General features: G+C 36.1%; 8 protein-coding genes. All 8 read right to left on the reverse strand.

Annotated features, from left to right (window positions below):
* Nucleotides 1-16 precede the first annotated feature (16 nt).
* Entirely contained in the window at nucleotides 17-976 is a 960-nt protein-coding gene (locus J8H85_RS12500) for a PorP/SprF family type IX secretion system membrane protein (RefSeq protein ID WP_209655544.1), read from the reverse strand.
* 29 nt (nucleotides 977-1,005) lie between these two features.
* Nucleotides 1,006-5,685 (reverse strand): gliding motility-associated C-terminal domain-containing protein, encoded by a 4,680-nt coding sequence (locus J8H85_RS12505; RefSeq protein WP_209655545.1) that lies wholly within the window; start codon nucleotides 5,683-5,685, stop codon nucleotides 1,006-1,008.
* A gap of 246 nt (nucleotides 5,686-5,931) precedes the next feature.
* Nucleotides 5,932-7,731, reverse strand: coding sequence for a cytochrome c oxidase subunit I (locus J8H85_RS12510; RefSeq protein ID WP_209655546.1), 1,800 nt, complete (start codon nucleotides 7,729-7,731; stop codon nucleotides 5,932-5,934).
* Nucleotides 7,732-7,761: 30 nt separating this feature from the next.
* Nucleotides 7,762-8,829, reverse strand: coding sequence for a cytochrome c oxidase subunit II (locus tag J8H85_RS12515; RefSeq protein ID WP_209655547.1), 1,068 nt, complete (start codon nucleotides 8,827-8,829; stop codon nucleotides 7,762-7,764).
* 30 nt (nucleotides 8,830-8,859) lie between these two features.
* On the reverse strand, nucleotides 8,860-10,215 hold the full coding sequence (locus tag J8H85_RS12520; protein WP_209655548.1) for a cation-translocating P-type ATPase: 1,356 nt from the start codon (nucleotides 10,213-10,215) through the stop codon (nucleotides 8,860-8,862).
* Nucleotides 10,216-10,237: 22 nt separating this feature from the next.
* Complete coding sequence (locus J8H85_RS12525) at nucleotides 10,238-10,792, reverse strand: c-type cytochrome (protein ID WP_209655606.1); 555 nt, start codon at nucleotides 10,790-10,792, stop codon at nucleotides 10,238-10,240.
* Between the two features lie 5 nt (nucleotides 10,793-10,797).
* Nucleotides 10,798-11,328, reverse strand: coding sequence for a DUF3341 domain-containing protein (locus J8H85_RS12530; RefSeq protein WP_209655549.1), 531 nt, complete (start codon nucleotides 11,326-11,328; stop codon nucleotides 10,798-10,800).
* A gap of 9 nt (nucleotides 11,329-11,337) precedes the next feature.
* Nucleotides 11,338-13,068 carry an NrfD/PsrC family molybdoenzyme membrane anchor subunit gene (gene nrfD, locus J8H85_RS12535; protein ID WP_209655550.1) on the reverse strand — a complete coding sequence of 577 codons (1,731 nt, stop codon included), beginning with the start codon at nucleotides 13,066-13,068 and terminating at the stop codon, nucleotides 11,338-11,340.
* Nucleotides 13,069-13,129: the final 61 nt, after the last annotated feature.

Raw genomic sequence — 13,129 nt, forward strand, 5'->3', positions numbered from 1 at the left:
ATAGTCTTAGTTAGGGTTAGAAGAATCTAGGTGAACGATCGTAGCCACCTCTAAATCCGAATAAATCAATATCAAACAAAACAAATATTTCGTGAGAACCTGAATTATAATCGCCAAGGTTACTGGTTGTGAAATCGTAAGCATATCCTATTTTTAGATCTGGCATGACTCTAAAACTTACCAACCCACTAATAGCATCATCTAAACGGTAGCCTAAACCTGCTTCCAGTTTTTCATTAAATAAAACATTGGCTGTAATATCGAGTGATAATGGTGCACCTTGAACCGACTTCGCCATAAATGCTGGTTTAAATTTTAGATCCCTATTTATATCAAACACATAACCTCCCGTTAAGTAATAGTGAATACTTTCAACGCCTGTAGCTTTAACGCCATTTTCAGTTTCAATATGTTTTGAATTTAACATATTGGGAGCTGACAAACCGATGTAATAATTATCGGTAAAATAAAAGGCTCCAATACCAATATTAGGGAATGTTTTACTGATGTTTTCGTTGAAAGCCATATCTGTTGATGCACTTCCTGATTGCAGCGTAAAACCATCAAAATTAACATTGAAAAAGGTTAAACCTGCTTTGATTCCTAATGATAGTTTTCCACGGTCTAGACCCATTGGTAACACATAGGCGAAATCTGCGTAAATATTATTTTCTTGAACCACATCGCCTATATTATCGTTAGTAAACGAGATTCCCGCTTCTATTTTTTCGTTAATAGGTGTGTGAGCAAAAAAGGTTCCTGTTTTTGGAGCACCTTCAACTCCTACCCATTGGGTTCTGTATAAACCACCCAAATTCAAAATGGCTGGATCTGCTGTAGCATAGGCAGGGTTTATAACACTCATATTATACATATACTGTGTAAATTGAGGATCTTGCTGCGCGAAACTTTGAAAAGACAAAAGTGTCAATCCTACTAAGGCAGCTATTTTATGATATATATTTAAATTTTTCATGTTTTCTAAATTTTTGTTTATCTAAAAAATTATCTGCTTAAGTATAAATGACCTTGTTTTGGTTTATTCTTACCATCATTGAAATTGAAAATGTAATAGTACATTCCTACGGGCAAATCACCTTTTAACATAGTTCTTGCCTGATTAGATATGCCATTAAAACGTGGGCTAGAAGCATTTCCTTTATAAACAATATTGCCGTAGCGATTATAAATCTCTATTTCAAAATTTGGATAAAGAACATCTAAATTATCGTAATCGTAAGTATCGTTAATACCGTCACCATTTGGCGAGAATCCATCTGGCAAAAACAACTCACCACAAGCTGTTAAATCTGGCGTAACAGCTAATCGCACACTGCTTTCACATCCTGTTGCCGCATCTATAAGTGCTGCATAGTAGGTTGTTAGATTAGTAAGTACATCCGTATTATTAAATACTGTTCCATTCACATGGGCATCATACCAAACTACATTATCTTGTAATTCTGCATACTCGTTTAAGTTTAGTGAAAGATCGTAAATGGTTGGTGCATCGTTAATACAATATTCCTTACTAGAATCTTTTATGGTTGGTGTTGGCGTGTCATTAATAGTCACATTTATTTGAACACTCATCGAGGACTCACAACCAGAACCTGTGGTTTGGGTTGCAAAATAATCTTCACCATCTATTAACGTATCTGTTAGATTTAACGGTATAGTTAAAGCTGCATCGGCATACCAATTTACTGTTCCTGTTGGCCTGATGCTTGATGTTAAATCTGTGACTGTTGGATTATCAACTAAACAAAAAGATGGATTTTGTTCTATTACAATTATTTGAGGAGAATCGTTAACTGTTACAGTAATTTGAGCACTGGCATCTGATGAACATGGTGAAACCGCTGTTACAGTATAAATATAGGTTCCTGATGCATCTGAATTTGGATCGAAAATACTTGAACCACTTGTTAATGAGGGTGACCAAGTACCTCCGCTTTGAGCCGAAGTTCCTAATAATGTAAATAAATCTATTTGACCATCAATAATACAAATGATAGTAGCATTATCAGTTCCTGCATTTGGAGTTTGGGTTACAGTTACCGTTACATTACTAGTATCCGATCCACAAGCATTCGTTACAGTATAAGAATACACACCCGGGGCATCTACCAACGGATTAAAAACACCTGTACCACTAGCCATTGCCGGTGCCCAAGTACCCCCTGTATCGGCGCTTCCTATTAATGTGAATAAATCGGTAGTACCATTGTTACTACATACATCTAAAGTATTATCTGTTCCAGCACTTAATGGTGGTTCTACGGTAATAGTTGTTATTGTATTCGCATCCACACAAGGTGCCGATGCTGTTACTAAATAGTTGAATTGATATGTGCCCGGAGCTACTGCCGAAGCATCAAAGCTACTTCCTGTTAAAGCCCCTGTTCCATCAATATCTTGCCAAACACCAGTAGCGTCTTGGGAGCCATCTAAGGCTATAAATAAATCTACCGCTAAATTAGTATTACAAACCGATATAGGATTTGGATTTCCCGATTTTGGTGATTGATAAATTGTAACAGTTACCAAGGTTCTAACCGAAGATTCACAATTTGTAGTTGCATCGGTTTGTGAAGCATAATAAGTTCCGCTATCAACTAAGGCAACACTTCCAGCCAATGGGCTTCCTCCAGTTGCATTATCATACCATTGTATTGTAGTTCCTGTTGCTGTTAAATCTGAAACGGTTGCCGTATCACAAAATTCTTGAGTTGCTGCTGCTATTGGTGAAGGTGCGTCATTAATTATAATAGATACCGTTACTAATACATCATCACAACTTCCTATGGCATCAACATCATATGTGAAATTATAAGTACCTGCAGAAAGACCATCAATAGTTACCAAATTTCCTGACAAAGCGCCGGTACTATCATCATCACTCCAACTACCTGTTGAATCTTCATCTGTTAATAAATCAAATAAATTATATGTTTGACCTGCTGTTATTGAAGCCATACAAAATTCCATTGGGGCATTCACCGTACCAGATTCTGGAGCATCATCCACTCTAACCAGTACCGTTGAACTGTTTGTGCAGCCATTGGCATCTGTTATGGTATAGGTGAAATTATAGGACCCTATGGTCAAGGCATTTAAATTTACGTCGCTTCCGCTCAATGCGCCTGTTGTATTATCATCTGTCCAAGTACCTCCTGCATCTTCACCTGAAAGTTGGCCGAACAGATCCAATGGTGAATTGGCTGCTAAATCATTTTCGCAAAAGATGGCCGGTGTTGGGGTTCCCGTTACTGGCAATGCATTTATGGTTATGGTTACCGTTACCAGTTCATCGTCGCAACTTCCAATGGCATCCACATCATAAGTGAAATTATAATCGCCTGGTGCTAAAACAGACAAGTCTACTGGGTTTGAAACGGTTGCTCCTAAATTATCTGTTCCCGAAAACCAGGTTCCTGTAACATCCGCCCCTGTTAATGAATCGAATAAATTATAACTTGCTGGTGCTAAATCTTCACAGAACAGAACTGGTGCGTTTGCTGTACCAGATTCTGGAGCATCATCCACTCTAACCAGTACCGTTGAACTGTTTGTACAGCCATTCGCATCTGTTATGATATAAGTGAAATTATAGGAACCGATGGTTAAAGCATTTAAGTTTACCTCGCTTCCGCTCAATGCGCCCGAAGTATTATCATCTGTCCAAGTACCTCCTGGGTCTTGACCTGAAAGTTGACCGAACAGATCCAATGGTGAATTGGCTGCTAAATCATTTTCACAAAAAATGGCAGGTGTTGGTGTTCCCGTTACTGGTAAAGGATTTATGGTAATGGTTACCGTTACCAATGCATCGTCGCAACTTCCAATGGCATCCACATCATAAGTGAAATCATAATCGCCCGGTGCTAAAACAGATAGGTCTACTGGACTTGAAACAATGGCACCTAAATTATTCGTTCCCGAAAACCAGGTTCCTGCTGTATCTTCACCTGTTAATAAATCGAATAAATTATAACTTGCTGGTGCTAAATCTTCACAGAATATGGCTGGTGCGTTTGCTGTTCCAGATTCTGGAGAAGGTTGTACAGTAATAGTTATTGCTTCAGTATCTGAACATGTGCCATTATCTATGGTATAATTAAATTTATAAGGGCTTCCTGCTACTGTTAAATTTGTAAGGTCTATGGGGTTTGTTACTGGTGTATTACTGGCGTCTGTCCAAGTACCACTATTATTATCTTGAGAACCATCTAAAGCAGTAAACAAATCGAATGGTGAATTTGCTGCTAAATCATTCTCACAAAATATTTGGTTCACTGCAACTCCTGTATTTGGATCTGGTAATATCACCACTTGTACTGTTGTAGATTGCTCGGTACATGGATTTGGCAACAAATTTTGTGTATAAGTGAAATCATATGTTCCCGGAATGAAACTTGACAAATCTATTGGAGATGTTACTACTGGGTCTGTGCTTAAAGTTCCTTGTGTCCATTGTCCGTTTAAATCTTCATTATCCAATAAGGAAAATAAGTCAAAATTAGACGGTGCCGCAGACTCACAAAATGTTGCTGGATTTATAGCAGAAGGTATACCTGAGCTAAGTGTTTCAAAAACTGTAATACTTACTGTGGCAACACCATTTGGACATGCTCCAGATGTTGGAACTGTATAAGAAAATACATAAGTTCCTGCTGTTGTTAATGTAGATATATTAACTGTTCCAAGATAGCCACCAGATGTAACTAATGGTCCAGACCAAGAGCCTGTTGTAACTTTAGGGGCTCCTAATTCATCAAATAAATTAAAATCGTTTGCAGGTAAACTATCATCACAATATTCTAAAGATGCTGAAGCTCCCGATTGAACAGGATCATCAATTGTAACTGTAACGGGTATGGCATCACTGTTACAAAAAGCATCCGTAACTTGTACATAATACGTTCCGTTTGTTAAAGGTTCCGAGGCCAATAGGATTGGAGGAATAGGATCTCCAAAGGCATCAACTTGTTCGTACCAATTATAATTAGCTGTAGTTCCAGGATTCAAATCTCCAATTGTTGGATTGGAATCTGAACAAAATTCCTGATTAGGAGTAGGTGTTGGATTTGCTGGTGAAACAGATTGAATTGATTTTCCAAACTTAATCTGACTTGTACAAGGCGTCGGCATGGTTCCATCACTAAAAACGATATAATAATTAACAATACCGTTTGTTACGGCATCGGTAGTATTAGCTTCATTGCTCATGTTTATATCATAATAAACATTTACAGTTCCTCCTACTGGTATATATCCAACTAATGCATCATCAATATAATCTTGAATGGTAGCGTTATCGTTACTACAATAAAATTTATCCAATGATGCTCCTACAGGAACAGGGTTTACTTGAAACGTCACATTTATAGATTGCCTTGTTCCGCAATTGCCAACATTATTTCCTGCATAATAAGTTCCTTGCGTAACCAATTGGGTTGAATTGTAACGAATGCCACCAATAGCTGCGCTATACCACACAGCACCCGGTGCATAGTCGGCACTTAAATTTGCAAAACTATAACCGGCCGCATTACAAATAGGTGCGGGGTTGGGATTTGAAACAGTAGGACACTGAGCAAAACTTGAAAATGATGTCCATAAAAGCATCAAAACACTTAATGTTATTTTAATAACTTTCCTAGATAGTAGTTTTGTTATCATAGTTGAAATAGTTTAGAATCATATTAATAATAGCTTGTCTAAAACATTAGATTAATCCTTTATTATATTATCAGAATTAATCTTTAGCATTTTTAAATCAGTGCAATTTAACTGATTTTTTTGTATTTCAACGATAATTTTGAAATAATTTTACTTTTTATCGAAAAAAAATGTCATTTAAACGGAAAAACTCACCTTTTCGAGGTGAGTTTTTAAATTATAAGCGTAATATTTTAATATCGGCCCTTAGTGTTGAAGCTCTTCTTCGCCTTCTTTTAAAGGAATATTCTGTGGAACAAAGTCTACATCATGCCCTGGTTTACTATAATCGTAAGCCCAACGATGTACATGTGGAATCTCTCCTGGCCAGTTTCCATGAATATGCTCAACAGGTGTTGTCCATTCTAAGGTTGTAGAACTCCAAGGGTTTTGAGTTGCTTTCTTTCCGTAGAAAATACTACTGAAAAAGTTATATAAATATACTATTTGTACCACACCACCAATTAAAGCAAAAATGGTGATAATAACATTTACGTTTGCTAAATCGTCGAATAATGGAAAATTAGAATTTGTGTAATAACGACGTGGTAAACCTGCCATACCTATAAAGTGCATTGGGAAAAACACACCATAAGCACAAACTGCGGTAATCCAGAAGTGAATATAACCTAAGTTTTTATTCAACATCCTACCAAACATTTTTGGATACCAGTGGTAAATACCAGCAAACATACCGTAAAGTGCAGATATTCCCATTACCAAATGGAAGTGAGCTACTACAAAATAAGTATCGTGAACGTTGATGTCTAAAGCACTATCTCCAAGAATGATTCCTGTTAATCCTCCAGTGATGAATGTAGAAACGAACCCAATAGAGAATAACATGGCAGGGTTCATCTGAAGATTACCTTTCCATAACGTTGTAATCCAGTTGAATGCTTTCACCGCTGATGGAATCGCAATCAATAAAGTTGTAAATGTAAATACAGAACCTAAGAATGGATTCATACCAGAAATAAACATATGGTGACCCCATACAATAGTTGATAAGAATGCAATGGCTAAAATAGAAGCAATCATGGCACGATAACCAAAAATTGGTTTACGTGAATTTGAAGCCATAATTTCAGAAACTAATCCCATTGCTGGTAATATAACGATATATACTTCTGGGTGACCTAAGAACCAAAATAAGTGTTCAAACAATACAGGAGAACCACCTTGGTAATGTAAAACTTCACCTTGAATAAATATATCTGATAAGAAGAATGATGTTCCAAAGCTTCTATCCATGATTAATAATAATGCCGCAGATAATAATACTGGGAATGAAATAATACCAATTACAGCTGTTACAAAGAAAGCCCAAATTGTTAATGGTAATCTTGTCATAGACATCCCTTTGGTACGTAAGTTAATTACAGTAACAACATAATTAAGAGAACCTAATAATGAAGACGCAATAAATATTGCCATAGAAACTAACCAAAGCGTCATACCCATACCTGACCCCCCTTGAGCCATTGGTAAAGCACTTAATGGTGGATAGATGGTCCATCCAGCTGCAGCAGGACCTGCTTCAACAAATAATGATATGACCATGATTACACTTGAAAGGAAGAATAACCAATAAGACACCATATTTAGGAATCCTGAAGCCATATCGCGCGCTCCAATTTGTAACGGAATTAACAAGTTACTGAACGTTCCACTTAAACCAGCGGTTAGAACAAAGAATACCATGATGGTACCGTGAATGGTTACTAATGCTAAATAAATATCGGCATCCATAACACCTTCTGGAGCCCATTTGCCCAATAAAGCTTCAAACAATACGTTTGGCTCCTCTGGCCATGCAATTTGCATACGGAACATCATAGACATTAAAACACCTATAACCCCCATAATCGTACCTGTAATTAGGTACTGTTTGGCAATCATTTTGTGATCTTGACTAAATATATATTTAGTTACAAAGGTCTCTTTATGATGATGTCCGTGGTCGTCATGAGCGTCGTGAGCGTGAGTATCTTCGTGTGCTGACATAATCTTATAGCGTATTTATCTTTTTTTTAATTAATTAACTAGAGAGTTTTTGAATTCTTTTTGCTCCTTCATCCAAGCATCATATTCTTCTTGAGTTTCTACTACAATCTTCATTTGCATGTTGTAGTGAGATTTTCCGCAAATTTTATTACATAATAATAAATAGTCAAACTCATATCTCTCCAAAGCTTCTCCACCTTCAGCAATTAACTTTTGACTTTTTTCTACTCTAATATTATTAATGTTTGCTACTTTCTCAATCATTTCTGGTGTTTGGCGCATCTCAGCAGTAGTAACTGTTGGTGTGAAGCCAAATTGTGTAATCATACCCGGTACACAGTTCATCTGTGCTCTAAAGTGTGGCATATATGCAGAATGTAATACGTCTTGAGAACGCATTTTGAACAATACTGGTTTTCCTACTGGTAAATGCAACTCCGTAGTGATAACATCATCTTGTGCATTTGGATCTGCTTCATCTAAACCTAAAATATTGGCACGGTCAATGTCAATTAAACGCACATTGGCCTTTCCTAAGGTATTATCTGCACCACCATATCTAGCTTTCCAGTTAAACTGTTGTGCATATAACTCTATTACTAATGGGTCGTCGCTCTCATCAACACCCATGATGTTAATCCAAGTATTTAAACCATATATAATTAAACCTGCTAAAACAATTACCGGTATAATAGTCCAGATAGCTTCTAATTTGTTGTTATCAGCAAAAAACAATGCTTTTTTACCTTTTTCACCTTTGTATTTAAATGCAAAATAGTGTAATAAAAATTGAGTAATGGTTTGTGTGATAAAGATAATTATCATTGAGATAATCATTAAATTATCAATAGTTGGACCATGTTCAGATGCCGAGTTTGACATTAAAGGCAAATCGCCCCATTTTGCAAAACATACAATAGTAATGATATAAATGAACGCTAAAAAGCCCATCATTAAATATCCATTGATTGTATTATCCTTGTCAGTGGCAACTTGAGAGTTTTCATTTTTAGCTTGTGCCAAATCGAAAATCTTTACCATTTGCCATATGGCAACTAAAATAAATACTAAAACTATAATTGTTAATAAAGCAGTCATTTGTATCGTTCGTCTTTATTTATATCTTAATTAATAATGAAAATCTTCACTTTCTTTTCTAAAAGGATAACCTTTTACAAGTAATGGCGCTTTTGTTAAAGCTGTAAATACTACAAATATGAATAAACCAGCAAAAAGCAATATAGAACTTATTTCAGGGATACCTATAAACCATCTATCTCCTACGGTAGCTGGCATAATCATATTGAAAATATCTATATAATGCCCGAATAAAATTACCAATCCAGCCATTACAACAAACCAAGGGATACGTTTATAATCAGCGTTCATTAACAATAAAATTGGGAACACAAAATTCATAACTACCATGCCTAAGAAAGGTAATTGGTAATCGTTAAAACGAGATATGAAATATGTTACCTCTTCTGGTATGTTTGAGTACCAAATAAGCATGAATTGTGAGAACCATAAGTAGGTCCAGAAAATACTGAAAGCAAACATGAATTTAGCAACATCGTGTAAATGGTTTTCATTTACAAATGGTAAATAATTTCTAGATTTTAAGTAAATAGTGATTAAAGCGATTACGGTAATACCACTTACAAACATACTAGCAAATACATACCAACCAAATAAAGTTGAGAACCAGTGAGGATCTACACTCATAATCCAATCCCAAGACATTATAGATTCAGAATAAATAAAGAATACTAAAAATGCAGCGGCTATACGAAATGATTTCTTAAAGTTGCTTTGGTCTTCTGCTGTATCTTGAGCTATAGAGAATTTACGAGCGAAATGACGGTATAAACTCCATCCAGCTATAAATATTAAACCTCTAATAGTAAACCAAGGTAAGCTTAACCATCCTGATTTTCCTTGTAATAATTTATCGTGCGCTACTACTTCAGGATCCATCCATACAAATAAATTGTAATGGCCAATAGTACCCGAAGCTACCGCAATAGCCAAAACTATTAAAGCACCAGGCAGTACATAAGCCGTAATACCTTCCATAACTCTAAACAATACTGGAGACCATCCTGCTTGAGATGCAATTTGAATAGCGTAAAAAGCTAAAACACCTAAACCAATCATCATAAAGAAAAAGGCAGCTACATATAGTGCAGACCATGGTCTGTTTGCTATTTGGTGCTGAACATGTTCAATATGTTCTTTGTGCTCATCAACTTCAGCATGTGCTTCTTCCCCATGTCCATTATCAACAGCATGAGCATCATGACTAGCCGCTCCATGAGAAGCTTCTGCTGCATGACCACCACCGTGGTGAGATTCTTCTGCAAGTAAGGTTTCAACTTCTTCAAAAGATTTATGAGATGTCATAAAACCATATCCAACTCCTAATGCTCCTAAAATCATTAGAATGAAAGAAAATGTCTTTAATTTATTTGAAAATGTATACATATCTATAATAATCTTGTCTATCTTACTTTTCTAAATTAGCCTTTAATTCCAACACATACGAAACTACTTGCCAACGCTCTTCTTCTTTCAACTGGTTTGCATAGGAACCCATCGCATTTTTTCCATAATAAATAGTATGGTAAATACTTCCTTCATTTATTGCTCTACCTGCATCATCATAACTTGGAATACCTAATATTTTTTCGCGTTTTACTAGATTTCCTTGTCCGTCTCCTTTAGTTCCATGACAGATACCGCAATAAATATCATATAATGCTTTTCCTCTTTCTAAATCAACTGAAAGAGAATCTAAAGGGCTTTTCAAGGTTTCTTTAGCTAACGTATAACCCTCAGTTGAATTCTCAATATCAAAAGGTATAAAACCTCTTGCTATAGAACCTTCTGCAGGCAATTGTGCTTCAACTCCATTTTTAAAAGCAGATGATTCGCTATAGGTTTCGTAACCTACAGACTCATACATGTTAGGCATGAATTGGTAGTTAGGTGCGGTATCCTTTTTACATGATACAGCAACTAAAACAACTGCTATTACTAATATTTTAATTAAGCTCTTCATCATTATTAATGCGCTTTATCAATTAAATTAATCTCTACGGCTCCAGTATCTTTAAGCAAATTTTCAAGAGCTTCTTCATTACCATCAACTGCAATTTCCATTAAGAAATGATCGTCTGTTGTTCTTGGGTCTGGATTTTCAGCTTCTTTGAATGGCCACATTCTACTTCTTAAATAAAATGTAATTACCATTAAATGCGCAGCGAAAAACACCGTTAACTCAAACATAATTGGCACGAATGCTGGCATATTTTCTATATAGCTAAAACTTGGTTTACCGCCAATATTTTGGGGCCAATCTTCAATCATGATGAAATTCATCATAACGGTTGCAACTGTTAAACCAACTAGACCATACATAAATGCTGCAATAGCTATTCGTGTAGGTGCTAATCCCATAGCTTTGTCTAGTCCATGTACTGGAAATGGTGTGTATATTTCTTCGATATGATATCTTTCTGCCTTAACCTTTTTAACAGCCGACATTAATACATCATCATCTGTATAAATAGCGTGAATAACTTTTGAAGTTTCCATTGACTATGTTTAGTTTATTAATTTTTTAGCTTGTCCTGACCAATCATCACGTTCTGCTCTTCCCGGGAAAGAACCTGTAATTTCGTCTAACAAATCATATTCTCTTTTTGTCATTTTGCTTACCTGAGCATAGGTATAAATACCAATACTATTTAAGACTTCTTCCATTTTTGGACCAATACCATTGATAACCTTTAAATCATCAGGCGTTTGTAATGTTGGGTCGAATTTACCAATGCCCTGTAAAAGATTATCTAATTTCTCAGAATTATCTTGACTTGGTTTGCTTGCTGTTGTTTCTTGAGGCAACTTAAAGTTAGAAGTTCTTGCATCTGCACCAGTTCCAACCAAACTATCACCTCTTTCTCTAATATTTTTATAACGCTCACCAGATGATTTTAAAATTGTTTTTACCTCTGCTTGCGCAATTACTGGGAATGTTCTCGAGTATAATAAGAATAATACAAAGAAGAATCCTATAGTTCCTATAAAAATACCTATATCAACAAATGTTGGAGAGAACATAGTCCATGAAGATGGTAAGTAATCTCTATGTAACGACGTTACGATGATTACGAAACGCTCAAACCACATTCCAATATTTACTACAATTGAGATAAAGAATGAGAACATGATGCTTGTTCTTAACTTCTTGAACCACATAAACTGCGGAGAGAATACGTTACAAGTCATCATCGCCCAATATGCCCACCAGTAAGGACCAGTTGCTCTGTTTAAGAATGCATATTGTTCGTATTCAACACCAGAATACCATGCAATAAATAACTCTGTAATATAAGCCACACCAACAATAGAACCCGTAATCATGATTACAATGTTCATCAACTCGATGTGTTGTACGGTAATATAATCTTCAAGGTTACACACTTTTCTCATGATGATAAGAAGTGTATTTACCATGGCGAATCCTGAGAATACCGCTCCAGCAACGAAGTATGGAGGGAAAATAGTGGTATGCCAACCTGGGATTACCGAGGTTGCGAAGTCAAATGATACAATAGTATGTACAGAAAGTACAAGTGGTGTTGCTAAACCTGCAAGTACCAAAGATACTTCTTCAAAACGTTGCCAATCTTTAGCACGACCAGACCATCCAAAACTTAAAATAGAGTATATTTTCTTTTGGAAAGGCTTAATAGCTCTATCGCGTAGCATTGCGAAATCTGGAAGTAAACCAGTCCACCAGAATACTAATGATACTGATAGGTATGTTGAAATTGCAAATACGTCCCAAAGTAACGGTGAGTTGAAGTTTACCCATAAAGAACCAAACTGATTCGGGATTGGTAATACCCAGTATCCTAACCATGGACGACCCATGTGAATAATTGGAAATAAACCTGCCTGAACTACCGAGAAGATGGTCATCGCCTCTGCAGAACGGTTAATTGCCATTCTCCATTTTTGACGGAACAGTAAAAGTACCGCAGAAATAAGTGTTCCTGCGTGACCAATACCAACCCACCAAACGAAGTTAGTAATATCCCAGGCCCAACCTACGGTTTTATTTAAACCCCAAGTTCCAATACCTGTTGATATGGTATATAAAATACATCCAATACCCCAAAGAAAAGCTGCAAGTGAAATACCAAAAACTATCCACCATTGTTTGTTTGCTTTTCCTTCTACTGGCTTAGCCACATCCACAGTAACGTCGTGGTATGATTTTTCGCCTGTAACTAAGGGTCTTCTAATAGGTGCTTCGTAATGAGACGCCATTTCTTAATTGTTTATTTGTTTATTTGTTTAAGCGTTTATTTGTTTAAAAGACACATTGCTT

Source organism: Mariniflexile gromovii, from assembly GCF_017814435.1.
Lineage (GTDB): Bacteria > Bacteroidota > Bacteroidia > Flavobacteriales > Flavobacteriaceae > Mariniflexile > Mariniflexile gromovii.

Excerpts from the sequence above, each read along its gene's own strand:
- J8H85_RS12500 (WP_209655544.1), bottom strand. The coding sequence starts at position 976 with ATGAAAAATTTAAATATATATCATAAAATAGCTGCCTTAGTAGGATTG.
- J8H85_RS12505 (WP_209655545.1), bottom strand. The coding sequence starts at position 5,685 with ATGATAACAAAACTACTATCTAGGAAAGTTATTAAAATAACATTAAGT.
- J8H85_RS12510 (WP_209655546.1), bottom strand. The coding sequence starts at position 7,731 with ATGTCAGCACACGAAGATACTCACGCTCACGACGCTCATGACGACCAC.
- J8H85_RS12515 (WP_209655547.1), bottom strand. The coding sequence starts at position 8,829 with ATGACTGCTTTATTAACAATTATAGTTTTAGTATTTATTTTAGTTGCC.
- J8H85_RS12520 (WP_209655548.1), bottom strand. The coding sequence starts at position 10,215 with ATGTATACATTTTCAAATAAATTAAAGACATTTTCTTTCATTCTAATG.
- J8H85_RS12525 (WP_209655606.1), bottom strand. The coding sequence starts at position 10,792 with ATGAAGAGCTTAATTAAAATATTAGTAATAGCAGTTGTTTTAGTTGCT.
- J8H85_RS12530 (WP_209655549.1), bottom strand. The coding sequence starts at position 11,328 with ATGGAAACTTCAAAAGTTATTCACGCTATTTATACAGATGATGATGTA.
- nrfD (WP_209655550.1), bottom strand. The coding sequence starts at position 13,068 with ATGGCGTCTCATTACGAAGCACCTATTAGAAGACCCTTAGTTACAGGC.